Origin of the sequence: Streptomyces sp. NPDC058008 (assembly GCF_042886395.1) — a bacterium.
Lineage (GTDB): Bacteria > Actinomycetota > Actinomycetes > Streptomycetales > Streptomycetaceae > Streptomyces.
The window spans coordinates 69791-94454 of the sequence record NZ_JBHVQX010000032.1 but is presented as its reverse complement, the minus strand read 5'-3'; the positions used below and the strand labels follow the sequence as shown (position 1 = coordinate 94454).

Here is a 24664-nt window from a genome sequence, read left to right as displayed (position 1 = left end):
TCGCCCTCACCCGCCTCGCCGACCCCGACACCCTCCACCACACCCCCATCGGAGTCCTGCGCAGCGTCGAACGCCCCGTCTACGACACCCTCATGTCCGACCAGCTCGACACCGCGACCGAGCAGCACGGCAAGGGCGACCTGAGCGCCCTGCTGTCCGGTAAGGACACGTGGACCGTGGTCGGCTGATTGGCCGTCAGTCCTGCCCGACGGGGTCCGGAGCCGGCCGGCTCCGGGCCCCGTCGTACGTCTCGCGGGCGCGCTCCACCGCTTCCAGCCGCCGCTCCGCCCACCGGGCCAGGCCCCAGACCTGCTCCGCGGCCTCCCTGCCGAGCGGGGTGAGCGAGTAGTCCACCCTCGGCGGGATCACGGGCATGGCATCCCGGTGCACGAAACCGTCCCGCTCCAGCGTCCGCAGGGTCTGGGAGAGCATCTTCTCGCTGACCCCGCCCACGGTGCGGCGCAGCTCGCTGAAGCGGTACGAGCGCTCCAGCAGGGCGGCGAGCACCAGCACCCCCCAGCGGCTGGTGACGTGCTCCAGCACCTGCCTGGAAGGGCACATCGGCTGGTTGACGCCCGGGACCCTGATACCGCTTACGTTCATGCCAGTACCTTACTTCAAAGTGGGTACTTTCGTTTAGAAAGTGTGCACCCTAGAGTGAGGAGAAGAGTTCACGCCGCAAGGAACAGCGCACGGGCCGGCGACCGGCCGGCCCATCAGGAGGAAAGCCATGAGCATCGTCGTCACCGGAGCCACCGGCCATCTCGGCCGCCTCGTCGTCGAGCGCCTGCTCGCCACGGTCCCCGCCGCGTCGGTCGCGGCCGTCGTCCGCGACAAGGACAAGGCCGCCCCCCTCGCCGCCCGTGGCGTCGAGCTGCGCATCGCCGACTACGACCGGCCCGAGACCCTCACGGACGCGTTCCGGGCGGGTGACCGGGTGCTGCTGATCTCGGCCAACGAGGTCGGCCGGCGCATCCCCCAGCACACCGCCCTGATCGGAGCCGCCGAGGCGGCGGGCGTGGCGCAGCTCGCGTACACGGGCGTACTGGGCGGGCCGGACGCGGACTTCCAGCTGGCCGCCGAGCACAAGGTGACCGAACAGCTGGTCCTGGACTCCGGCCTGCCGTACACCTTCCTGCGCAACGGCTGGTACACCGAGAACTACACGGAGAACCTGGCGCCCGTGCTGGAGCACGGCGCCGTCGTCGCGAACGCGGGCGAGGGCCGCGTCGCCTCCGCCACCAGGGCCGACTACGCCGACGCGGCCGCCGCCGTACTGACCGGCGAGGGCCACCTCGGCAGGGCGTACGAGCTGAGCGGGGACGTGGCCTGGTCGCTGGCGGAGTACGCCGCCGTGGTGGCGGAGGCGGCCGGCAAGGAGATCACGTACCGGAACGTGCCGGCGGCGGTCCACCAGGAGATCCTCACCGGTGCCGGAGTGCCCGGGCCCTTCGCCGCGATCCTGGTGGACGTGGACGAGGCCATCGCGCGCGGTCTGCTCGCGGGGACGAGCGGGGACCTGGCCCGTCTGATCGGCCGGCCCACCACTCCCCTGGCCGAGACGGTCGCCGCGGCGGTGGCCGCGGCCTGACCGGGCCCCCCGGTCACCTGTCACGACCGTCTCCGTGAGACGGCAATGACAGAGGGCCCTTCCGGCGCTACCGTCGTGCAGTCGGCCGACCGCCGACGCAGGGGAGCGCCGGGAGGGCCCGTGAACGGGAAGAACGAGCAGCGGGCTGGCCTGCTGTACGGAGTCGGCGCGTACGGGATGTGGGGGCTCGTCCCCCTCTTCTGGCCGCTGCTGGAACCGTCCGGGGCGGTGGAGATCCTCGCCCACCGGATGGTCTGGTCGCTGGGTGTCGTGGCCGTCGCCCTGCTGGCCCTGCGCCGCTGGGCGTGGATCGGCGAGCTGATACGGCAGCCCCGGCGGCTGGGGCTGATCGCGGTCGCCGCGGCCGTGATCTCCGTCAACTGGGGTCTGTACATCTGGTCCGTCAACAACGGCCACGTCGTCGAGGCGTCCCTCGGCTACTTCATCAATCCGCTGGTCACGATCGCGATGGGCGTCCTGCTGCTGGGTGAGCGGCTGAGGCCCGCGCAGTGGGCCGCGGTCGCGACCGGCTTCGCCGCGGTGCTCGTCCTGGCCGTCGGCTACGGGCAGCCGCCGTGGATCTCGCTGGCGCTGGCGTTCTCGTTCGCGACGTACGGCCTGGCGAAGAAGAAGGTCAACATGGGCGGCCTGGAGTCGCTGGCCGCCGAGACCGCCGTGCTGTTCGTCCCCGCGCTCGGCTTCCTGCTGTGGCTCGGGGCGAGCGGTGACGCGACGTTCCTGGCGGGGGGCGCGGGCCACGGGGTCCTCCTCGCCGCGACGGGGCTCGTCACCGCGATCCCGCTCGTCTGCTTCGGGGCCGCGGCGATCCGGGTGCCGCTGTCCGTCCTGGGACTGTTGCAGTACCTCGCGCCGGTCTTCCAGTTCGCGCTCGGCATCCTGTACTTCCACGAGGCGATGCCGCCCGAGCGATGGGCGGGCTTCGCCCTGGTCTGGGTGGCGCTGATCCTGCTGACCTGGGACGCGCTACGTGCGACGCGGCGCACGCGGGCGGAGGCACTGCGGCTCGCCGTGCGGGCCGCGGAGGCGGCGGCGCCTCTCGGGACGGCTTCCGCTTCCGCACCGGACACGGGCACCCCGGCGCCAAAATAGTGACTCAGTTGCTTTTTTGACTCGGTTGCGTTTCTCTGTGGGTCGAGGACGGCGCGGACCGAGGAGCAGGCATGACCGACGTACTGATCGTGGGCGCGGGCCCGACCGGGCTCACGCTGGCCTGTGATCTGGCCAGGCGCGGCACCGGCGTCCGGATCGTGGACAAGTCGCCCGGTCACCCCCGCAGTTCACGGGCGAAGGGCCCCGACCCCCGCTCCCTCGAGGTGCTGGAGGACCTGGGGGTCGTCGAGGCGGTGCTGGCGGCGGGATGGGCGCCGCTCCCGATGCGCAAGTACCGCGACGGCGCGGCGGTCACGGACACCGACCCGTACGCCGGTTCCGCGCCGACGCCGGACGCGCCGTACGACCGGGGCCGGCTGATCGCGCAGTGGCGGCTGGAGGAGATCCTGCGCGACCGCCTCGCCGGACTCGGCGTGGCGGTGGAGACGGGCACCGAGGTCGTGGGGATCACCGACGACGGCACCTCGGTGACCGCCGCCCTCGCCGACGGCTCCCGCGCCGGCGCCCGCTACGTGGTGGGCTGCGACGGCGCGCACAGCCGCGTGCGCACGCTGCTCGGCATCCCCTTCGAGGGGGAGACCGACGAGGAGCGGCTGATGGTCTGCGGCGACGTCGAGATCACCCCGGGCGTCCTGGACCGGGGCGTCTGGCACCAGTGGTTCGACGAGGACGGGGCCGTCATGCTCTGCCCCGTCCCCGGCACGCGGGCGGGCTGGTGGTACCAGTCGGGTCCGGAGCGGGACGCGCGGGGCCGTGCCCTCGCCCCCTCCCCCGACGGCTTCAGGCGCCTCTTCGCCCGGCACACCCGGCTGCCGGCCGCCCACCTCACCTCGGCCACCCTGCTCTCGACGTACCGCGTCAACGTGCGCATGGCGGACCGCTACCGGGTGGGCCGGGTCCTGCTCGCCGGGGACGCCGCCCATGTGCACGCGGTCGCGGGCGGGCTCGGCATGAACACCGGCATCCAGGACGCCCACAACCTCGGCTGGAAGCTCGCCCAGGTGCTGCGGGGACGGGCGGGGGCGGCGCTGCTGGACACCTACGAGGAGGAGCGCCTGCCGGTCGCCGCCCGGACGCTGGACCTCACCTCGCAACGGCTGCGGGCCACGCTGGAGGCGATCAGGCAGCCGGGCGGCGGGCTCGAGGCCGCGGTCGCCCCGTCGGCCGCGGGACCCCACCCGGGCTACCGGTGGAGCTCCCTCGCCCGCCCCGGGGGCCGGGGCCGCGTCCGGTCCGGTGACCGCGCCCCGGACGCCCCCTGCGCCGACGCCGCGACCGGTGCGCCGACCCGGCTGTTCCACGCCTTCGCCGGGCCGCACCTCACGGTGCTCGGCTTCGGGCCGGGATCCGAGCGCGTACTGCGGGAGGCGGCGGCCTTCCACGGGGACGCCGTACGGACCTTCCGGGTGTACGGCCCCGGGACCGCCGCCCCGCTGCCGGGGGCACTGCACGACCGGGACGGGCACGCCCGCAGGGCGTACGGCGTCGAGGGGGACGCCGTCGTCGTGGTCCGCCCCGACAACCACGTGGGGCTGATCGCGGACGCCGCCGACGACGGCGCGGTACGCCGGTACCTGGCGGCGCTGGACGGGGCGCGGGAGCCGGAACCGATGCGTGGGGCAGGCATGGTGGACGGCACCCCCAAAGGCTGATTGAGTGCCCGGATGGGGACCATCCTGCGGGGCATGAGGCACGTCCGGTGGCATGAGCTGCGCCATGCCCAGGGCTCCGCGTCCCAGGTCCCCGGGATGCTGTCGCGGATCGCCTGGGGCGACAGCGAGTCGGCCGAGGACGCCCTGAGCGATCTGGGGCAGCGGATCGGCGCGCTGGCCGTGTTCGACGCGACGGTCGCCACGGTGCCGTTCCTCTGGGAACTCGCCGCCACGGAGACCGTGAAGGACCGGGCGGGGGTGCTCGGCCTGCTGGGGACGATCCTCTCCCACGGCCACGCGCACCACCCGGAGTGGACCAGGGACGCGCATCTCGCCGTCCTGGCGGGCCGGACGGCGGCCGAACGGCTCGCCGCGGACGGCGATCCGGCGGTGCGCGAGGCGGCGGGGAAGCTCCTGACCGCCTGCGACGGCCACGTCTGCGCGGTCTGCCCGCCGCGCTGACGGGGCGGACCGGTCGCGGCGTGCCCGTTGCCGCGGTGCCCGGACAGCCGGTACAAACGGTGTCCATGACTCTGCACTGGAAGGTCGTCGTCGACGCCCAGGACCCGCACGCCCAGGCCGACTTCTGGGCCGAGGCCCTCGGCTACGTCGTGGAGGACAACAGCGCTCTCATCGAGGAACTGCTCGGCGCCGGGGCGGTGACCGAAGCGGACACCGTCGAGCCGCACGGGCGCCGCGCCTGGCGCGATCTGGCCGCGGTGCGGCACCCGGAGGATCCGTACGAGGAGCGGAGCGGGACCGGGCTCGGCCGCCGGCTCCTGTTCCAGCGCGTACCGGAGCCCAAGACGGCGAAGAACCGCCTCCACCTGGACGTCCACTCGGCCCCGGGGCAGCGCGAGGCGGAGACGGAACGGCTCGTGGGGCTGGGGGCGAGCACGCTGCGGACGGTCGAGGTCCCGGGCGGGTCGTGGCAGCTGCTCCTGGACCCGGAGGGCAACGAATTCTGCGTCCACTGACGGGTCCGACCGTCCGCGCAGGTCAGCGGCGTACGGCGGGAAGGCGATCTCTCTAGGCTGGCCCCATGGTCACGCCACCCGCCGCATACACCTTCGTCGCCACGGATCTGGACGGCACCCTGCTGCGTTCCGACGACACCGTGAGCCCCCGTTCCCGCGCCGCCCTGGCCCGCGCCGCGTCGGCGGGGGCGCCGCATCTGATCGTCACGGGCCGGGCGGTCCCCGGCATACGGGCCCTGCTGGCGGACCTCCGTTACGACGGCCTCGCGGTCTGCGGACAGGGCGCGCAGGTGTACGACGCCGGGGCGGCCCGCATGGTCAGCTCGGTGACCCTGGACCGCGAGCTGGCCGACACAGCGCTGGGGAAGATCGAGGCGGAGGTGGGGCAGGTCTTCGCGGCGGTGGACCAGGACGGCGCCGACGGACGGACACTGATCGAGCCGGGTTACCGCATGCCGCACCCCTCGCTCCCCGCACAGCGCACCCGGCACCGCGCGGAGCTGTGGGCGGCGCCGGTCATCAAGGTGCTGATACGCCACCCCGAGCTGACGGACGACGAACTGGCCGCGGCGGCCCGTGGGGCGGTGGGCGATCTGGCGTCCGTCTCGATGGCGGGCCCGGGGACCGTGGAACTCGCGCCGTACGGTGTGGACAAGGGCACCGGGATCTCCTCGGCCGCCGGGCTGCTGGGCCGCGACCCGGCCGGCGCGGTGGCGTTCGGTGACATGCCCAACGACCTGCCCATGTTCCGCCTCGTGGGCCACCGGGTGGCGATGGCAGGCGCGCACCCGGAACTGCGTGCCGCGGCCGACGAGGTCACGCTCTCGAACGAGGACGACGGGGTCGCGGTGGTCCTCGACCGCCTCTTCCCCTGAGAGCGCCCGGCCGCCCGGGCCCGGCGGCCGGAAAACACCTCCCCCTATTCCATGCACATGCATATGCTGCGTACGCGGGTAAACGCCGCACACATCCATTCCGGGGGGCCACCATGACCACACGCGACGTCCTCTTCCTGCTCGGCAGCAGCCGCGCCGGCGGCAACACCGAGACGCTCGCACGGCTCGCGGCCGAACAGCTCCCGGCCGGTACGGGGCAGCGGTGGCTGGACCTGCGCGAGCTCCCGCTGCCCGACTTCGAGGACCGGCGGCACGCGGGCGGCCACCCCGCCCCCGCCGGACACGCCGCGACGCTGCTGGAGGCGACACTCGCCGCCACCGACGTGGTCATCGCCTCACCGCTGTACTGGTACGCGGTCTCCACCTCCGCCAAGCGCTACCTGGACCACTGGTCGGGGTGGCTGAGGGATCCCGGAGCGGGCTTCCGGCAGCGGATGGCCGGCAAGACCCTGTGGGGGGTCACCGCACTCGCGGACACCGACCCGTCGGCCGCCGACCCGCTCGTGGGGACCCTGCGGAACTCGGCGCGCTACCTCGGGATGCGCTGGGGCGGGGTGCTGCTGGGCAACGGCAGCAGGCCCGGTGACGTGCTGTCCGACACCGGCGCCGTCGCGCGGGCGAAGACCTTCCTCAGCTGAGACCGCCGGGCGCGGCGGCGCCGTCCCGAGCAGGTGCGCCGCCCGCGCCGGACGCCCCGCCCGCGGGGTCCCCGGAGCCACCGCCCTCCCCCTCGGCGTCGCGGACGACGACGCCCAGGGACCGCAGGACGTGGTCCACGAGCGCCGTCACCGTCGCCTCGTCCTGAGGCGGGTTCCGCAGCACATGCCGGTAGTAGACGGGTCCGTAGAGCATCTCGACCGCGAGCGGGAGATCGGCTCCGGCCGGTATCTGCCCCTGGTCCTGGGCCCGGCGCAGGCGCCCCACGGCGGCGTCGAAGCGGGGGCCGACCAGCTGTTCGCGTACGGCCTGCGCGAGGACGTCGTCGTGGTGCATCTCCGACAGGATCCCGGCGTAGGCGGGGCCGTAGGGGGCGGTGGTGACCAGCTTCACCGCGCCGTTGATGTGCCTGCGCATGTCGGCCGCGACGTCGCCGCTGTCCACGAACGGAGTGGCGCCGACGAACCTCTCGGCGAACGCCTCCAGCATCACCGCGCCCTTCGACGGCCACCAGCGGTAGATCGTCTTCTTGCTCACACCCGCGCGGGCCGCGATGCCCTCGATCGTGACCCGGCCGTACCCCTTCTCCGTGCACAGCTCCAGGGCGGCGTCCAGCGTCGCCCGTCGTGACCTCTCGCTGCGGCGCAGGGAACTCGGCGATGTGATCATTCGGTGAGCATAGGGGGATTACCCCCACCGCTTATTGACAGGTCGTCGCCAAAAGTCGAACAATGACCAGGCTGGAAACGGAACGTACCGTGTCGTGACGTTCCGTTCAGCACACCGTTCGTGCCGTTCGTGCCGCGACGAGCCGATCGGGGGACGGCTCGACCGGCCGGCGGTGCGGACGGCCGGTGCCGCACCCCTCAGACGCTGATGTCCTTCGTCGTGAAGCGCGCCCAGGCCGCGGAGCCGAACACCGCCGCGTACACCACCTGCAGGCCCAGGTTCCTGACCAGCTCGTCCCAGTAGACGGGGTCGCGCAGCAGGTCCGTGAAGGACAGCCAGTAATGCGGGAAGAGGTACGGGTGTACCGCGTGCAGCTGCGGCATCGTGTCCAGGATCTGCGCGGTGATCAGCACCCCGACGGTGGCCGCCATCGCCGCGATCCCGCTGTTGGTCAGGGTGGAGACGAAGAGGCCCAGCGCGGCGAAGCCGGTGAGGGAGACCGCCACCATGACCGCGACGAGCCCGGCGCGCAGGAGTCCTTCGCCGAAGCCGATCCGGGTGCCCGAGATCGTCGTGACCTCCCCCACGGGGAAGAGCAGTGCTCCCACCGCGAGTGCCGAGGCCGCAACGACCAGGGTGGCGGCCAGACAGAACACCAGCACGGAGGCGTACTTCGCGAGGAGCAGCCGGGTGCGGCCCGCCGGTGCGACCAGCAGGTAGCGCAGGGTGCCGCCGCTCGCCTCGCCCGCGACGGAGTCCCCCGCGACGACGCCGACGGCCATCGGGAGGAAGACGGGAAGGGTCGCGGCGAGCGCCGCGAAGACCAGGAACAGGCCGTTGTGGGTGACCTGGGAGAGGAAGGCGGGGCCTCCGCCGCCCGGCCCGCCCCGCGGGCCGCCGCCCGTCTCGATCCGGACGGCGATCCCGATGAGGACCGGCACGGCCGCCAGCACACCGAGCAGGGCCAGGGTGCGCCGGCGGCGCAGCGTGGTGGCGAGTTCGGACCGGAGGATTCCGAGGGTCCACAGCGCGCGGCGCGGCGCGCGGGGTGCGGGGGCCGCCGTGCGTTCAGCCTGCGACATCGAATCCCTCTCCGGTGAGTGCGACGAAGGCGTCCTCCAGCGAGGCCCGCTGGAGCCCGAAGGCGCGTACCCGGACACCCGCGCGCACCAGGGCGGCGTTGATCTCCGCGAGGTCCACGGCGGCCGACGGCGCGTCGGTGCTCACCCGGTCCCCCTCGGTCACCAGCCCCGTCGCCCCGTGTTCCGCCAGGACGCGTGCGGCGTCGACGGGGTCGGGGGTGGTGACGCTGAGCCGGCCCCGGGTGCCCGCGGCGAGGGCGGCCACCGGGCCCTGGACGAGGAGCCTGCCGCGGGCCATCACCGCCGCGTGGGTGCAGACCTGTTCGATCTCGTCCAGGAGGTGCGAGGAGAGGAAGACGGTGGTGCCCTCGGCCGCGAGCTCCCGGACCAGGGAGCGGATCTCGCGCATGCCCTGCGGGTCGAGGCCGTTGGTCGGTTCGTCCAGTACGAGCAGTCTGCGGGGCTGGAGCAGGGCGGCGGCCAGCCCGAGGCGCTGCTTCATCCCGAGCGAGTACGCCCTGGCCTTCTTGCCGGCCGCGGCCGCGAGCCCGACCCGTTCGAGGGCGTGCTCCACCCGGGCGCGCCGGGTCCGCGGGTCGGCGGACGGGTCGGCGGAGTCGAAGCGCACCAGGTTGCCCCGGCCCGTCAGGAAGCCGTACAGCGCGGGCCCTTCGATGAGCGCGCCGACCTGCGGGAGCACCGTGCGGGCGGCGGCCGGCATGGGGTGGCCCAGGACGTGCGCGGTCCCGGCGGTCGGGTCGATGAGCCCCATGAGCATCCGGATCGTGGTGGTCTTGCCGGAGCCGTTGGGGCCGAGGAAGCCGAAGACGCTGCCGCCGGGGACGGTGAGGTCGAGCCCGTCGACGGCCGGCCGGCCGCCCCGGTAGCGCTTGGTGAGCCCGCGCGTCTCGATCACGGCGCCGGATCCCGGCCCCGTCTCCGGCCCCGCCGTGGCGGCCGCTGTGTCGGTCATCCGCACTCCCGGTCCTGTCCCGCCGTGTCCGGCGCCCGCGCCCCGCACGCCGTGTGCCGTACGCGATGCCCGGCGCGGCCCCGCGTGCGCGGGGCCCGTCCGCACGAACCGCCCCGCCGTACGGAGCGTACGACGGGGCGGGGCGTACGGTGCGTCCTACCGGGCGGTGTCGGCCGCCTTCACCAGGGCGTCCCCGGTGACGGCGCCGACGTAGACCTTGCCGTCTTCCGTGAGCAGGGCGTTGACCAGGCGGGTACGGAAGACCGTGCCCGAGCCGAAGTCGCCGGTGACCTTGTCGCCGAGCGCGTCCAGGAACTGCTGGGCCTGCGCGGGTCCGCCGCCGGAGCCCGGGGCGGGCAGCCCCGCCCCGCCCGGCAGCTCGATCTCGGCGACGGAGTTCCAGCCCTTGCCGATGACGTTGAGGCCCTTGAAGTCCTCCAGCGCGCCCAGGCCCTCCGGTGCCTTGTCCGTCGCGCCCTTCTTCTCCGCCCCGGCCTTCAGGTCGTCGGCCTCGGTCACCTTCGCGCCCTTGGGCGGGGTGAAGGTGAAGGAGGAGGCGTCGGGCTTCGCGAAGTCGACCTTGGTGAAGCCGGCGTCGACCGCGGCCTTGCCGCCGCCGCTGGGGGCCAGTGTGAACTTCAGCGGGACGCCGGTCGCGGCGTCGACCGCCACGGTGACGGAGCCGATCGTCGAACCGGACTGCTCGGGCTTGATCACGAGCTTGTACGCGTCGCGCCCGGCGACCTGCGCGGTGCCGCCGACGGTGACGGACGTGGTGCCGTCCGCGGCGGCGAGCGCCTCCTCGGCGAGCTCCTTCGGGGTGGCGGGCACCCCTTCGGCCTTCTTGTGCTCCCCGGCCCCGCCGCCCGTGTGCCCGTCGGCTCCGGACGTGGCGTGGTAGACCTCGTCGCTCGCGCTGTCGTAGCCCCAGACGTCGTCACCGTTGTGGACGAGGCTGTACTCCGAGCCCTCGCCGAGGATCGACAGGCGCTGCTTGTCGGGGCCGTCGACGGCGACCCGGAGCGTGTGCGTCCCGGAGGCGAGTTCCATCAGCTTGGTGTCCGGGGACGCGCTCGACCCCGCCGCACCGGAGTCCGGCGCGAAGGAGCCGGCGAGCCCGCCGAGCGAGGGGATGCCGAGGTCGGTGCTGACCTTCAGCGTGCCGGAGAGCTGTTCCTGGTCGGACGCGGCGATCTTCTCGACGAGTTCCTGGGCGGTGATGTCCGGAAGGTCCGGGTCGCCGGAGTCCGCGAGCGCCGGGACGAGTCCGATCGTCGCCGCCGCCACTCCCGCCACCGCGAACGGGACGATGTAGCGTGCCGCCTTGCGGCGGCCCACGACAGTGCCCGTGGCCTCGCCGTTGGTCTCCGCGCTGTCGTTCGGTGCCATGTGTGCTCTACCTCCGTGGTCGGCGGCTGCCATCCCGTTGCACTCGTCCACTCCCCGCCGCCATTCTCACCCGATGTGGTCAGGAGTGGTTGTCATCCATCTGACCAAATCGGGCGAGGACAAGCGTCAGCCCTCGGGAGCAACTGGGCGTACCTCTCCGGGATGACCCGCAAGGCGCCGGGTGCACCGGGCCCTTAGGGGTTCGCCCGCCCCCGGTGGGCCGACCGGGGCCCGGGGCGGGGATCAGCCCGCGCGGTGCACCACGGCGTCGCAGAGTTCTTCGAGCGCGGCCTTCGCGTAGCACTCGGGCAGCGGCGCCAGGGTCGCCCGTGCCTCCTGGGCGTAGCGGACGGTGTCGCGCCGCGCCTGTTCGAGCGCCGGGTGGGCGCGGAGCCGGCGCAGCGCCTCCGCGAGCCGGGCGTCGTCGGCGAGGTCGCCGTCGAGGAGTTCGACGAGTTCCTTGTCCTCGGGGCTCCCGCCGGCCGCCGCCCGCGCGCGCAGGTGCAGGACCGGCAGGGTGGGGATGCCCTCGCGGAGGTCGGTGCCGGGCGTCTTGCCGGACTCGTGGGAGTCGCTGGCGATGTCCAGGAAGTCGTCGGCGAGCTGGAAGGCGATGCCCAGGCGTTCGCCGTACTGGGTGAGGATGTCGACGACCGCCTCGTCGGCCCCCGCCATCAGGGCGCCGAACCGGCCGGAGACGGCGACGAGCGAGCCGGTCTTGCCGCCCAGCACGTCCATGTAGTGGTCGACGGGGTCGCGTCCGTCGCGCGGTCCCGCGGTCTCCAGGATCTGACCGGTGACCAGGCGCTCGAACGCCTCCGCCTGGATGCGGACGGCCTGCGGCCCGAGGTCGGCCAGGATGTGCGAGGCCCGGGCGAAGAGGAAGTCACCCGTCAGGACGGCGACGGAGTTGCCCCAGCGGGCGTTGGCGCTGTCCACCCCGCGGCGTACGTCCGCCTCGTCCATCACGTCGTCGTGGTACAGCGTCGCCAGGTGCGTCAGTTCGACGACGACGGCGGCGGGGACGACGCCCGGGGCGTCGGGGTCGCCGAACTGCGACGCGAGCATCACCAGCAGGGGCCGGAAACGCTTGCCGCCCGCGCTCACGAGGTGCTGCGCGGCCTCCGTGATGAACGGGACCTCACTTTTGGTGGCATCCAGCAGCCCCGCCTCGACAGCGGCCAAACCGGCCTGGACATCGGCCTCAAGAGCCTGGTCCCGCACGCTCAGTCCGAACGGCCCGACGACGGTCACGAGGGGATCTCCTGTCTGCTGACGATCACACGGAATGTCGATGTGTCGCTGTCCTCACTCGAGTCAGCGTATCCGGTCCCCTTTGGATCACCGTGGGCGCCTTCCCGCCACCGCCGGTATGTTCGGCATCAGCTCATACGATCAGGAGTTGTCGCTTTGTCCCACACCGCGCCCGGTACCGAACCGGCCCAGCCGCCGCCCGGAGACGATCACGCCTTCTTCGGCCAGCCACGGGGCCTGATGACCCTGTCGGGACTGGAGGTCTGGGAGCGGTTCTCGTTCCTCGGGATGCAGGCCATCCTGGTCCTCTTCTTCGCCGACACGGTCTCCGACGGCGGCATGGGCATGGACCCGGGCACCGCCGCCTCCGTGTCCGCCGCCTACGGCACCCTCGTCTACCTCGTGTCGGTCGCGGGCGGCTGGCTGGCGGACCGCATCCTCGGTTCGTACCGCGCCGTCCTGTACGGCGGCATCCTCATCGCCTGCGGCCACTACGCCATGGCGGTGCCGACGGCCGCCATGACCTGGGTGGGCCTCGGCCTGATCAGCGCGGGCACGGGCCTGCTCAAGCCCAACGTCGCCTCGATGGTCGGCAAGCTCTACGGCACCGAGGACGACCGCCGCGACGCCGGCTTCGCGCTCTACTACATGGGCATCAACATCGGTGCCTTCGCCGGCCCGCTGGTCACCGGCTGGCTGGGCGAGCACGCGAGCTGGCACTGGGGATTCTCCGCCGCCGCCTTCGGCATGACGCTCGGCCTGATCCAGTACGTGGCCGGCCGGCGTCACCTGGCCGGGCGAAAGCACGCGGCCGAGTACGCCCTCGCCCCCGGTCCCATGCGCAGGGCCGTCCGGACGATCGTCGCCGGCGCCGTGGCCGTGGCGCTGGTGGCGACGGCCCTGGCCCTGGCCGGCTGGCTCACCCTGGACCGGTTCGTCGACGTGCTCACCGTCATCTCGGTGATCGCGCCGGTCGTGTACTTCGTGGTGATGTTCAGGAGCCCCCGGGTCGACGCGGAGGAGCGCGGCCGGCTCCGGCCGTACGTCGTCCTGTTCCTGGCCTCCGTCGTCTTCAACTTCATCCTCTTCCAGGCGTACTCGACGATGATCCTGCTCGCCTCGACGAACGCGCGTACGGAGATCTTCGGCCTCCACTTCCCGGCGAGCTGGTACGCCTCCGCGCTGGGTGCCTTCGAGGTCGCGCTGGCGCCCGTGGTGGCGGCCGTCTGGGCCCGGATGGGACCGCGGCAGCCGCACGCCTCGAACAAGATCGCGATCGGGGTGATCCTCGGCGGCCTGTCCTTCCTCCTGATGGTCCTGCCGACCTCGGGGCACGCCGACGAGACGTACAAGATGGCCGCCTGGTGGATCGTCGGCTCCTACCTCCTCCTCGGCCTCGGCGACATCCTGCTGGAGACCTCCGGCATGTCCGCCACCACGAAGCTCGCCCCCAAGGCGTTCGCCAGCCAGACGATGGCGCTGTGGTTCCTGTCGCTCGCCCTCGCCAACGGCATCCAGGCACAGATCGTGAAGCTTTACGGCGAGGTCTCCAACCCCGCCTACTTCGGTGTCAATGGCGCTATCGCGGTGGCGGCCGGTGTGGCCGTCATCGCCGCCGCTCCCTGGCTCAAGCGCACCATGCACCCCGTCCACTGAGGTACCGCCATGCGCATCCGCACCGACTTCCCGTACGAGACCACCCACGAGGACCTCTACATCCCGCTGGCGGACGGCACCCAGCTGTACGCCCGGATCTGGCGGCCGGTCACCGACGAGCCGGTGCCCGCGCTGCTGGAGTACCTGCCCTACCGGCTGAGCGACTGGACGGCGCCGCGCGACTGGCAGCGCCACCCCTGGTACGCGGGCCACGGCTACGCCTCCGTCCGCGTGGACGTGCGCGGGCACGGCAACAGCGAGGGCATGCCGGGCGACGAGTACGACGCCACGGAGCTGGCGGACGGGGTCGCGGTCGTGCACTGGCTGGCCCAGCAGGAGTGGTGCTCGGGGCGGGTCGGCATGTTCGGCATCTCCTGGGGCGGGTTCAACTCGCTCCAGATCGCCGCGCTGGCCCCGGAGCCCCTGAAGGCGGTCGTCACCGTGTGCTCGGCCGACGACCGCTACGACAACGACGTCCACTACATGGGCGGCTCCGTCCTCGGTGTGGACATGCACGCCTGGGCCTCCACCATGCTGGCCTTCGTCTCCCGTCCCCCGGACCCGGCGGACGTCGGCGAGGACTGGCGTGACATGTGGCTGCGGCGGCTGGAGAAGGTCGAGCCGTTCATCCACACCTGGCTGGCCCACCAGACCCGCGACGCCTACTGGAAGCACGGCAGCGTCTGCGAGGACTACGGTGCCGTCAAGGCGAAGGTCCTGGCGGTGGGCGGCTGGCACGACCCGTACCGCGACACCGTCCTCAGGCTCGTCGAGCACCTGGACCCCGGGCAGGTGCGCGGACTGATCGGCCCCTGGTCTCACCAGTACCCGGACCGCGGCCTGCCCCCGGGACCCGCGATCGGCTTCCTCCAGGAGACGCTGCGCTGGTGGGACCAGCACCTCAAGGACGAGGACACCGGGGTGATGAACGAACCCCTCCTGCGGTCCTGGATCAGCGGCTCGCACCCGCCCGCGACGGTCTACGAGACGCTGCCCGGCCGCTGGGTCGGGGACGCCACCTGGCCGTCCGGGAACGTCACCCCGGTGGCGTACGCCCTGGCCGGCGGTCCGCAGACGGTCCGCTCACCGCAGCAGACCGGACTGGACGCGGGCCGCTTCTTCCCGTTCGGCAACGACGGCGACCTGCCGCCCGACCAGCGGGACGAGGACGCCAAGTCGGTGTGCTTCGAGTTCCCCGTCGAGGACGGCCCGATCGAGATCCTCGGCCGCCCCCGGGTGCAGCTCCGCCTGCGGATGGACGTGCCGCGCGGCCAGGCCGTCGCGCGGCTCTGCGACGTGGCACCCGACGGCTCCTCCACCCTGGTGACCCGCGGCGCCCTCAACCTGGCCACCCGGCACGGGCGGGACCGCTGCGAGGACTGGCCTGTCGGGGAGACCGAGGACGTCAGCTTCGAACTGAACGGGATCGGGCACACCTTCCCGCCCGGCCACCGCATCAGGATCGCCGTCTCGTCCTCGTACTGGCCGTGGATCTGGCCCCAGGCGGGTTCCGCGGGCTTCACGCTGGAGGCCGACGGCAGCCTGGTGGAACTCCCGGTCCGCCGGCACACCGAGGACCCGGCGATCACCTTCGGCGAACCCGAGCAGTCCGAGCCGCTGGGCGTCGTCCACCCGGTCACGCTCGACGAGCAGCGCCCGGAGCGCCTGGTGGTCCGTGACGTGGCCAAGGGCGAATGGCGCCTGGAGGTCGATCCCCGCTACGGCGGCACGCGCGTCTACCCGGACGGGCTGGAGTTCACCGAGGACGCCCTGGAGACGTACACGATCCAGCAGGACGACCCGCTCTCGGCACGGGCCCGTTCCGACTGGACGATCCGGCTGCACCGGCCGGAGATGGCCTGGGACGTCCGGGTGGAGACGCGTTCGGAGCTGAGCGCGGACGCCGACGACTTCATCACCTCCAACGAGGTCGTGTGCCGGGACGGCGACGAGATCGTCTTCCACCGGAGCTGGGAGAAGCGGATCCCACGGACAGCGGGCTGACCAGGGTTATCGCGTAACTTTCCGGGCATTACGCCTACTTGAGGCCCTGCCGCCGACCGGCGTCGCCGACGTACCGTGTTCCTCAAGCGACTGGAAAGGGGCAGCGACAGATGCCCGAGCAGAGCAGCCCGCTCGACCTGGCCGAGGGCGATCCCTTCGGTCCGCACAACCTTCCGTACGGTGTGTTCTCCACCCCCGGACATCCCGAGGACCGAAGGGTCGGAGTCCGCATCGGCGGACACGTGCTGGACGCCGGAGCGGCGGCCCGCGCACTCGGTTCGCCGTACGCCAGACTGCTGGCGCAGCCGAGCCTGATGCCGCTGCTGGCGGCGGGGCGGACCGCCTGGCGCGATGTCCGGCGGGCACTGACGGCGTGGGTGACGGTCCCGAGCCACCGGCCGGAGCTGGAGCCGCTGCTCCACCCGCTCGATTCGGTGACGCTGCACCTGCCGTACGAGGTCGCGGACTACGTCGACTTCTACGCCAGCGAGCACCACGCCACCAACGTGGGGCGGATCTTCCGTCCGGACGGTGCGGCCCTCACGCCCAACTGGAAGCACCTGCCCATCGGTTACCACGGGCGGGCCGGCACGGTCGTCGTGTCCGGCACGGACGTGGTGCGCCCCTCCGGGCAGCGCAAGGCACCCGCCGACCCCGCGCCCGTCTTCGGCCCCTCGGTGAAGCTCGACATCGAGGCCGAGGTCGGCTTCGTCGTGGGTGTCCCCTCGGAGCAGGGCTCCCCCGTGGCCCTCGGTGACTTCCGCGAGCACGTCTTCGGGCTCTCGCTGCTCAACGACTGGTCGGCGCGGGACATCCAGGCCTGGGAGTACGTCCCGCTGGGCCCGTTCCTCGGCAAGTCCTTCGCCACCTCGGTGTCGGCCTGGGTGACCCCGCTGGAGGCCCTGGACGAGGCCCGCACGGCGCCCCCCGCCCGGGACGCCGAGCTGCTCCCCTATCTGGAGGACGCGGACGACGAGGAGCCGGGCGGCTTCGACATCCGGATCTCCGTGGCGATCAACGGGCAGACCGTCTCCGAGCCGCCGTTCTCCACGATGTACTGGACGGCGGCCCAGCAGCTGGCGCAGATGACGGTGAACGGCGCGTCGCTGCGCACGGGGGACCTGTACGCGTCCGGCACGGTCAGCGGCGCGGAGCCGGAGCAGCGCGGCTCCCTGATCGAACTCACGTGGAACGGCCGCGATCCGCTGGACCTGGCCGAGGGCAAGCGGACGTTCCTGGAGGACGGCGACACGGTCACCCTGACCGCGTGGGCACCCGGACCGCACGGCACCCGGGTCGGGCTCGGTGACGTGACCGGACGGATCACCGCCACGCCGTGAGCGGCGGACAGGGCCGGACGGGCGCACGCCCGCGGGCGCCCGCGTGCGCCCGTCCGGGCGGGCCCGGCACTTCCCCGGGGGTTCCGGCCCGGAGAACCCCGCGTGCGGGACCGTCGGCGGGTAGCGGCCCCGGGGGCGCCTGAACCGCGCTCAGTCGAACTCGGGCGGCTCCTCGTCCCAGCCGAACTTCGCTTCCGCTCCCCGGTCCGGGGTCCGGGCCGGCGGCACCTGGGCCCGGTCCGGTGCGGGCGCCGCCTCCGCCTCCGCCTCGGGTGCGGGCTGCGGGGGCGCGGCGTCGCCGAGGCCCGCCAGCACCTCCAGGACGCCCTCGCCGTACGTCGCGAGCTTCTTCTCGCCCAGTCCGCTGACCCCGCCCAGCTCCGCGAGGGAGCCGGGGCGCAGGGCCGCGATCTCCCGCAGGGTCGCGTCGTGGAAGATCACGTACGCCGGGAGGCCGAGCTCCTTGGCCTGGGCCCCGCGCCAGGCGCGCAGTGCCTCGAAGACCGGGACGGCCTCCGCCGGCAGGTCGGCCACCGCGGCGGACGACCTGCCCCTGCGTTCACCGGAGGAGGAGCGGGTCGTGGGCCGCTTGGGCTCCTTACGGAGCAGCACCTCGCGCTCCCGGCCGAGCACGGAGCCGCTCTCCTCGGTCAGCACCAGCGTGCCGTACTCGCCCTCGACGGCGAGCAGCCCCTGGGCCAGAAGCTGGCGTGCCACACCGCGCCACTCCGCCTCGGCGAGCTCCTCGCCGATACCGAAGACGGAGAGCTGGTCGTGGTCGAACTGGATGGTCTTCGCCGTCTTGCGGCCCAGCAGGATGTCGATGATCTGACCGGCCCCGAACTTCTGGTTCCGCTCGCGCTTCAGCCGCACCACGGTGGAGAGCAGCTTCTGGGCGACCACCGTGCCGTCCCAGGTCTCGGGCGGGGTGAGGCAGGTGTCGCAGTTGCCGCAGGTGTCCTCGCCGGGCTCCTGGCCGAAGTACGTCAGGAGCTGGGCGCGTCGGCAGCGGACCGTCTCGCAGAGCGCCAGCATCGAGTCGAGGTGCGAGGCGGCCCGGCGCCGGAACGCCTCGTCGCCCTCGCCGCCCTGGATCAGCTTGCGCTGCTGGACGACGTCCTGGAGCCCGTACGCCATCCAGGCCGTGGACGGTGCCCCGTCGCGGCCGGCACGGCCCGTCTCCTGGTAGTAGCCCTCGACGGACTTGGGCAGGTCGAGGTGGGCGACGAAGCGCACGTCGGGCTTGTCGATGCCCATGCCGAAGGCGATGGTCGCGACGACGACCAGGCCCTCCTCGCGCAGGAAGCGCGACTGGTGGGCGGCACGCGTCCCGGCGTCCAGGCCCGCGTGGTAGGGCACGGCCTCGACACCGTTGCGGCAGAGGTACTCGGCGGTCTTCTCCGTCGAATTGCGCGAGAGGCAGTACACGATGCCCGCGTCGCCCGCGTGCTCCTCCTTGAGGAAGGTGAGCAGCTGCTTCTTCGGGTCGGCCTTCGGCACGATGCGGTACTGGATGTTCGGCCGGTCGAAGCTGGCGACGAAGTGCCTGGCCTCGGGCATGCCCAGGCGCTGGGTGATCTCCCGGTGCGTGGCGTCGGTCGCCGTGGCCGTCAGCGCGATGCGGGGGACGTCGGGCCAGCGCTCCCCGAGCACGGACAGGGCCAGGTAGTCGGGGCGGAAGTCGTGGCCCCACTGGGCGACGCAGTGCGCCTCGTCGATGGCGAACACGGAGATCTCGCCGCGGGCCAGCAGCGAGAGCGTCGCGTCGAGGCGCAGCCGCTCGGGGGCGAGGTACAGCACGTCCAGCTCGCCCGCGACGTACTGGGCCTCCATCGAGCGGCGCTCGTCGAAGTCCTGCGTGGAGTTCATGAAGCCCGCGCGGACGCCCAGCGCGCGCAGCGCGTCCACCTGGTCCTGCATGAGCGCGATCAGCGGCGAGATCACGATGCCGGTGCCGGGCCTGACCAGCGCGGGGATCTGGTAGCAGAGGGACTTCCCGCCACCGGTGGGCATGAGCACGACCGCGTCGCCGCCGCCGACGACGTGCTCGATCACCGCGCCCTGCTCGCCGCGGAACGCCTCGTACCCGAACACCCGGTGCAGCGTCTGCTGCGCAGCGCTCTCGGTCGTCACACTCATCGTCCGCCCGCTCCGTTCCCTGCTGCCGCACCCGTCCACTGCAACCATAGGCGCCGCGTACGACAACGCCGGACGGGCTTGACTTCAGGCCCGTCCGGCGTCGTCGTGGTACTGCCGTGTGTCACCGCACGAACACGCCCGCCTGGCTCGCCAGGTCCAGGAAGTACTGCGGGGCCAGGCCGAGCACCAGGGTCACGGCGACTCCGACCGCGATGGTGGTCATCGTCAGCGGGGACGGGACGGCGACCGTGGGGCCGTCCGCCTTCGGCTCGCTGAAGAACATCAGGACGATGACGCGGATGTAGAAGAACGCGGCGATGGCCGACGAGATCACACCGACCACGACGAGGCCGCCCGCGCCGCCGTCCGCCGCCGCCTTGAAGACGGCGAACTTGCCGGAGAAGCCCGAGGTGAGCGGGATGCCGGCGAAGGACAGCAGGAACACCGCGAAGACGGCCGCGGTGAGCGGGGAGCGGCGGCCCAGTCCGGCCCACTTCGACAGATGGGTCGCCTCGCCCCCGGCGTCGCGCACCAGGGTGACGACGGCGAACGCGCCGACGGTCACGAAGGAGTACACGCCGAGGTAGAAGAGGACCGAGGAGACGCCGTCCGGGCTGGCCGCGATGACGCCCGCGAGGATGAAGCCCGCGTGCGCGATCGAGGAGTAGGCCAGCAGCCGTTTGATGTCGGTCTGGGTGATCGCGACGACCGCCCCGCCCAGCATCGTGACGATCGCGACGGCCCACATGACGGGGCGCAGGTCCCAGGTGAGGCCGGGCAGCACCACGTACAGCAGGCGCAGCAGCGCGCCGAAGGCGGCGACCTTGGTGGCCGCGGCCATGAAGCCGGTGACCGGGGTCGGGGCTCCCTGGTAGACGTCCGGGGTCCACATGTGGAAGGGGACGGCGCCGACCTTGAAGAGCAGGCCCATGAGGATCATCGCCCCGCCGATCAGCAGCAGCGCGTCGTTGCCCATGGTGTCGGCGAGCGCCGGGTCGATCTGCTGGACGGAGCCGTCGACCACGTTGGCGATGCCCGCGTAGGAGACGGTGCCCGCGTAGCCGTAGAGCAGGGCGATCCCGAAGAGCAGGAAGGCCGAGGAGAAGGCGCCCAGCAGGAAGTACTTCACCGCGGCCTCCTGCGACATCAGCCGCTTGCGGCGGGCGACGGCGCAGAGGAGGTAGAGCGGGAGGGAGAAGACCTCCAGCGCGATGAAGAGCGTCAGGAGGTCGTTGGCCGCCGGGAAGACGAGCATGCCCGCCACGGAGAAGAGGGCCAGCGGGAAGACCTCGGTCGTGGTGAATCCGGCCTTGACCGCGGCCTTCTCCCCGTCGCTGCCGGGTACCGCCCCCGCCTGGGCGGCGAAGGAGTCCACCCGGTTGCCGTGCGCGGCCGGGTCGAGGCGCCGCTCGGCGAACGTGAAGACGGAGACCATGGAGACGAGCAGGATGGTGCCCTGGAGGAACAGGGCCGGGCCGTCGACGGCCACCGCCCCCATCGCCGCGATGTGCGCGTTCTCCGTGGCGTACCCGTCGGCGGCCAGGCCCACCACCGCGGCGAACGCGGCGGCGATGGCGACGACCGTCAGGAACACCTGGGTGGTGTAGCGGGCACGTCGCGGAACGAAGGCCTCCACCAGGATCCCGAGGACCGCGGCCCCGACCACGATCAGGACGGGTGCGAGTTGGGCGTACTCGATGGTCGGCGCGGTGAACCTGTCGCCCGGGGCCGCCGATGTCACCTCGCCCGCCGTCGTCCACAGGCTGTGGACAGCTGTTGCGCTCACTTGGCGGCCTCCACCTCGGGCTGGGGGTCCTGCTTCTGTACGTCCTGCATGGTGTGCTGCACCGCCGGGTTGACGACCTCGGTGAGCGGCTTCGGGAAGACGCCGAGGAAGATCAGCAGGGCGATCAGCGGAAGGGCGACCGCGAGCTCACGGACCTTGAGGTCGGGCATGCCCCCGATCCCCTCCCTGACCGGTCCCGTCATCGTCCGCTGGTAGAGGACGAGGACGTAGAGCGCGGCGAGCACGATGCCGACAGTGGCGATGACGCCGGCCACCGGGTACGCGCTGAACGCGCCGACCAGGACGAGGAACTCACTGACGAACGGGGCGAGGCCGGGCAGCGAGAGGGTGGCCAGGCCCCCGATGAGGAAGGTCCCGGCCAGGACCGGGGCCACCTTCTGCACCCCGCCGTAGTCGGCGATGAGCCGCGAACCGCGCCGGGTGATCAGGAATCCGGCGACCAGCATCAGCGCGGCCGTCGAGAGACCGTGGTTGACCATGTAGAGCGTGGCGCCCGACTGGCCCTGGCTGGTCATCGCGAAGATGCCGAGCACGATGAAGCCGAAGTGCGAGATCGACGCGTAGGCGATGAGCCGCTTGATGTCGCGCTGGCCGACGGCGAGCAGGGCGCCGTAGACGATGGAGATCAGCGCCAGGACGAGGATGACCGGGGTCGCCCACTTGCTGGCCTCCGGGAACAGCTGGAGGCAGAAGCGGAGCATCGCGAAGGTGCCGACCTTGTCGACGACCGCGGTGATCAGGACGGCCACCGGTGTGGTGGCCTCCCCCATGGCGTTGGGCAGCCAGGTGTGCAGCGGCCACAGCGGGGCCTTCACCGCGAAGGCGAAGAAGAACCCGAGGAACAGCCACCGCTCGGTGGTGGCCGACATGTCCAGCGATCCGTTGGCCCGCGCCTCGGCGATCTCCGAGAGCGAGAAGCTCCCCGCGACGACGTAGAGCCCGATGACGGCGGCCAGCATGATGAGCCCGCCGGCCAGGTTGTAGAGGAGGAACTTCACCGCGGCGTAGCTGCGCTGCGCGGCGGCGTTCTCGTCGCTGCCGGAGTGCGCCCGGTCCCCGAAGCCGCCGATGAGGAAGTACATCGGGATGAGCATGGCTTCGAAGAGGATGTAGAAGAGGAAGACGTCGGTGGCCGTGAAGGAGAGGATCACCATCGCTTCGACCATCAGGATCAGGGCGAAGAAGCCCTGGGTCGGCCGCCACCGGGAGGAGTTCGTCTCCAGGGGGTCGGCGTCGTGCCAGCCCGCCAGGACGACGAAGGGGATCAGCAGCGCGGTGAGCGCGAGGAGCGCCACCCCGATGCCGTCGACGCCCAGTTCGTAGCGGACGCCGAAGTCCTTGATCCAGGCGTGCGATTCGGTGAGCTGGTAGCGGTCACCGCCCGGCTCGAAGCGGGCGAACACGATGCCGGCCAGGACGAGCGTGGCCAGCGAGACGGCCAGGGCGAGCCACTTGGCGGCTGTGCGCCGGGCGGCGGGGACCGCGGCGGTGGCGATCGCGCCGATCGCCGGGAGCGCCGCCGTCGCTGTCAGGAGGGGAAAGGACATGGGATCAGACCGCCCTCATCAGCAGGGTCGCGGCGATGAGGACCACCGCACCGCCGAACATCGAGACCGCGTAGGAGCGGGCGTAGCCGTTCTGCAGCTTGCGCAGCCGGCCGGAGAGCCCGCCCATCGAGGCGGCCGTGCCGTTGACGACTCCGTCGACCAGGGTGTGGTCGACGTAGACCAGGGAGCGGGTGAGGTGTTCGCCGCCGCGCACCAGGACCACGTGGTTGAAGTCGTCCTGGAGGAGGTCCCGGCGGGCCGCCCTGGTGAGCAGGGAGCCGCGCGGGGCGACGGCGGGGACGGGCCTGCGCCCGTACATGGCCCAGGCGATGGCGACCCCGACGACGAGCACCACCATGGTGGCGGCCGTGACGGTGGTCGCGCTGACCGGGGCGTGCCCGTGGTCGTGTCCGGTGACGGGCTCCAGCCAGTGCAGGAAGCGGTCTCCGATGGAGAAGAAGCCTCCGGCGAAGACCGACCCGAAGGCCAGCACGATCATCGGGATCGTCATGGACTTCGGCGACTCGTGCGGGTGCGGCTCGTGGCCCTCGGCGTCCGGCTGCCAGCGCTTCTCGCCGAAGAACGTCAGCAGCATCACGCGCGTCATGTAGAACGCGGTGATCGCGGCGCCCAGCAGTGTGACGGAGCCGAGGATCCAGCCCTCGGTGCCGCCCTTGGCGAACGCCGCCTCGATGATCATGTCCTTGGAGAAGAAGCCGGACAGACCGGGGAAGCCGATGATCGCGAGGTAGCCGAGGCCGAAGGTGACGAAGGTGACCGGCATGTACGTCCGCAGGCCGCCGTACTTCCGCATGTCCACCTCGTCGTTCATGCCGTGCATGACCGAGCCGGCGCCGAGGAAGAGCCCGGCCTTGAAGAAGCCGTGCGTCACCAGGTGCATGATCGCGAAGACGTAGCCGACGGGGCCGAGGCCCGCGGCGAGGATCATGTAGCCGATCTGCGACATCGTCGACCCGGCGAGGGCCTTCTTGATGTCGTCCTTCGCGCAACCGACGATCGCACCGAAGAGGAGCGTGACGGCGCCGACCACCACGACGACCAGCTGCGCGTCGGGCGCGCCGTTGAAGATGGCGCCGGAGCGGACGATGAGGTAGACGCCCGCGGTCACCATGGTGGCGGCGTGGATCAGGGCCGAGACCGGGGTCGGGCCCTCCATCGCGTCACCGAGCCAGGACTGGAGCGGCACCTGGGCCGACTTGCCGCAGGCGGCGAGGAGCAGCATCAGGCCGATCGCGGTGAGCTTGCCCTCGCCGGCGTCCCCGGCCGACGTGAGCACCGGTCCGAAGGCGAAGGTGCCGAAGGTGGTGAACATCAGCATGATCGCGATGGACAGGCCCATGTCGCCGACCCGGTTGACCAGGAAGGCCTTCTTGGCGGCGGTGGCCGCGCTGGGCTTGTGCTGCCAGAAGCCGATGAGCAGGTACGACGCCAGGCCGACGCCCTCCCACCCGATGTACAGCAGGAGGTAGTTGTCGGCGATGACCAGGAGGAGCATCGCCGCGAGGAAGAGGTTCAGGTAGCCGAAGAAGCGGCGTCGCCGCTCGTCGTGCTCCATGTAGCCGATGGAGTAGATGTGAATGAGCGTGCCCACACCCGTGATCAGCAGGACGAACGTCATCGACAGCTGGTCGAGCTGGAAGGCCACGTCGGCCTGGAACCCCTCGACGGGGATCCAGCTGTACAGGTGCTGGTGCAGGGTGCGGTCGTCCGCGCTCCTGCCCAGCATGCCGGCGAACAGCACGGCGCCGACGACGAACGACGCGGCGGCGAGCACCGTGCCGGCCCAGTGTCCGGACCGGTCGAGCCGGCGGCCGCCGCAGAGCAGGACCACCGCTCCGAGCAGGGGCGCCGCGACGAGCAGCGCAATCAGGTTTTCCAC

General features: G+C 72.2%; 20 protein-coding genes and 1 pseudogene. 11 read left to right on the top strand and 10 right to left on the bottom strand.

Annotation, left to right across the window (positions count from 1 at the left end):
* Window positions 1-188: pseudogene (locus tag ACFVS9_RS27570) on the top strand (2-oxoacid:ferredoxin oxidoreductase subunit beta); the annotation flags it as partial.
* A 7-nt stretch (window positions 189-195) separates the two neighbouring features.
* On the opposite strand, the gene ACFVS9_RS27565 reads toward ACFVS9_RS27570, so the two are convergent.
* On the bottom strand, window positions 196-603 hold the full coding sequence (locus ACFVS9_RS27565; RefSeq protein WP_389936427.1) for a winged helix-turn-helix transcriptional regulator: 408 nt from the start codon (window positions 601-603) through the stop codon (window positions 196-198).
* Window positions 604-730: 127 nt separating this feature from the next.
* On the opposite strand from ACFVS9_RS27565, the gene ACFVS9_RS27560 reads away from it, so the two are divergent.
* From ACFVS9_RS27560 to ACFVS9_RS27530, 7 genes are all read left to right on the top strand, one after another.
* A complete protein-coding gene (locus ACFVS9_RS27560; RefSeq protein ID WP_383115877.1) occupies window positions 731-1591 on the top strand; it encodes an SDR family oxidoreductase in 861 nt (286 codons plus the stop codon).
* Window positions 1592-1711: 120 nt separating this feature from the next.
* Window positions 1712-2701 (top strand): EamA family transporter RarD, encoded by a 990-nt coding sequence (gene rarD, locus ACFVS9_RS27555; protein ID WP_389936424.1) that lies wholly within the window; start codon window positions 1712-1714, stop codon window positions 2699-2701.
* A 71-nt stretch (window positions 2702-2772) separates the two neighbouring features.
* Window positions 2773-4374: an FAD-dependent monooxygenase gene (locus ACFVS9_RS27550; protein WP_389936421.1), complete on the top strand. Its 1602-nt coding sequence runs from the start codon at window positions 2773-2775 to the stop codon at window positions 4372-4374.
* Between the two features lie 12 nt (window positions 4375-4386).
* Window positions 4387-4836 carry a hypothetical protein gene (locus ACFVS9_RS27545; protein ID WP_383115880.1) on the top strand — a complete coding sequence of 150 codons (450 nt, stop codon included), beginning with the start codon at window positions 4387-4389 and terminating at the stop codon, window positions 4834-4836.
* Between the two features lie 65 nt (window positions 4837-4901).
* Window positions 4902-5351, top strand: coding sequence for a VOC family protein (locus ACFVS9_RS27540; RefSeq protein ID WP_389936416.1), 450 nt, complete (start codon window positions 4902-4904; stop codon window positions 5349-5351).
* Between the two features lie 65 nt (window positions 5352-5416).
* Complete coding sequence (locus ACFVS9_RS27535; protein ID WP_389936413.1) at window positions 5417-6226, top strand: HAD-IIB family hydrolase; 810 nt, start codon at window positions 5417-5419, stop codon at window positions 6224-6226.
* A 113-nt stretch (window positions 6227-6339) separates the two neighbouring features.
* Window positions 6340-6885: a flavodoxin family protein gene (locus tag ACFVS9_RS27530; RefSeq protein WP_389936410.1), complete on the top strand. Its 546-nt coding sequence runs from the start codon at window positions 6340-6342 to the stop codon at window positions 6883-6885.
* Here ACFVS9_RS27530 and ACFVS9_RS27525 read toward each other — a convergent pair.
* The 5 genes from ACFVS9_RS27525 to ACFVS9_RS27505 form a co-directional block, all read right to left on the bottom strand.
* Entirely contained in the window at window positions 6878-7573 is a 696-nt protein-coding gene (locus ACFVS9_RS27525) for a TetR/AcrR family transcriptional regulator (protein ID WP_383115884.1), read from the bottom strand. The genes ACFVS9_RS27530 and ACFVS9_RS27525 overlap by 8 nt on opposite strands.
* Before the next feature lie 197 nt (window positions 7574-7770).
* Window positions 7771-8655 (bottom strand): ABC transporter permease, encoded by an 885-nt coding sequence (locus tag ACFVS9_RS27520; protein WP_389936407.1) that lies wholly within the window; start codon window positions 8653-8655, stop codon window positions 7771-7773.
* Window positions 8642-9628, bottom strand: a complete 987-nt coding sequence (locus ACFVS9_RS27515) for an ABC transporter ATP-binding protein (protein ID WP_383115886.1) — start codon at window positions 9626-9628, stop codon at window positions 8642-8644. The genes ACFVS9_RS27520 and ACFVS9_RS27515 overlap by 14 nt, the downstream gene beginning before the upstream one ends.
* 156 nt (window positions 9629-9784) lie before the next feature.
* Window positions 9785-11017, bottom strand: a complete 1233-nt coding sequence (locus ACFVS9_RS27510) for an outer membrane lipoprotein carrier protein LolA (RefSeq protein ID WP_383115887.1) — start codon at window positions 11015-11017, stop codon at window positions 9785-9787.
* A 243-nt stretch (window positions 11018-11260) separates the two neighbouring features.
* Window positions 11261-12271, bottom strand: coding sequence for a polyprenyl synthetase family protein (locus ACFVS9_RS27505; protein ID WP_383115888.1), 1011 nt, complete (start codon window positions 12269-12271; stop codon window positions 11261-11263).
* Window positions 12272-12427: 156 nt separating this feature from the next.
* Between ACFVS9_RS27505 and ACFVS9_RS27500 the strand changes: the two genes are divergently transcribed.
* The 3 genes from ACFVS9_RS27500 to fahA all read left to right on the top strand — a co-directional run bounded on the left by ACFVS9_RS27500 (window position 12428) and on the right by fahA (window position 17271).
* A complete protein-coding gene (locus ACFVS9_RS27500; RefSeq protein WP_389936402.1) occupies window positions 12428-13927 on the top strand; it encodes a peptide MFS transporter in 1500 nt (499 codons plus the stop codon).
* A 9-nt stretch (window positions 13928-13936) separates the two neighbouring features.
* On the top strand, window positions 13937-15931 hold the full coding sequence (locus ACFVS9_RS27495) for a CocE/NonD family hydrolase (RefSeq protein ID WP_383115890.1): 1995 nt from the start codon (window positions 13937-13939) through the stop codon (window positions 15929-15931).
* A gap of 110 nt (window positions 15932-16041) precedes the next feature.
* Complete coding sequence (gene fahA, locus ACFVS9_RS27490; RefSeq protein ID WP_389936399.1) at window positions 16042-17271, top strand: fumarylacetoacetase; 1230 nt, start codon at window positions 16042-16044, stop codon at window positions 17269-17271.
* A gap of 150 nt (window positions 17272-17421) precedes the next feature.
* Here fahA and recQ read toward each other — a convergent pair whose 3' ends face one another.
* The 4 genes from recQ to nuoL form a co-directional block, all read right to left on the bottom strand.
* Window positions 17422-19410, bottom strand: a complete 1989-nt coding sequence (recQ, locus tag ACFVS9_RS27485) for a DNA helicase RecQ (protein WP_389936396.1) — start codon at window positions 19408-19410, stop codon at window positions 17422-17424.
* Between the two features lie 121 nt (window positions 19411-19531).
* Complete coding sequence (gene nuoN, locus ACFVS9_RS27480; RefSeq protein ID WP_389936393.1) at window positions 19532-21196, bottom strand: NADH-quinone oxidoreductase subunit NuoN; 1665 nt, start codon at window positions 21194-21196, stop codon at window positions 19532-19534.
* Entirely contained in the window at window positions 21193-22764 is a 1572-nt protein-coding gene (locus ACFVS9_RS27475) for an NADH-quinone oxidoreductase subunit M (RefSeq protein WP_383115894.1), read from the bottom strand. The genes nuoN and ACFVS9_RS27475 overlap by 4 nt, the downstream gene beginning before the upstream one ends.
* Window positions 22765-22768: 4 nt before the next feature.
* Window positions 22769-24664: an NADH-quinone oxidoreductase subunit L gene (nuoL, locus tag ACFVS9_RS27470; RefSeq protein WP_389936390.1), complete on the bottom strand. Its 1896-nt coding sequence runs from the start codon at window positions 24662-24664 to the stop codon at window positions 22769-22771.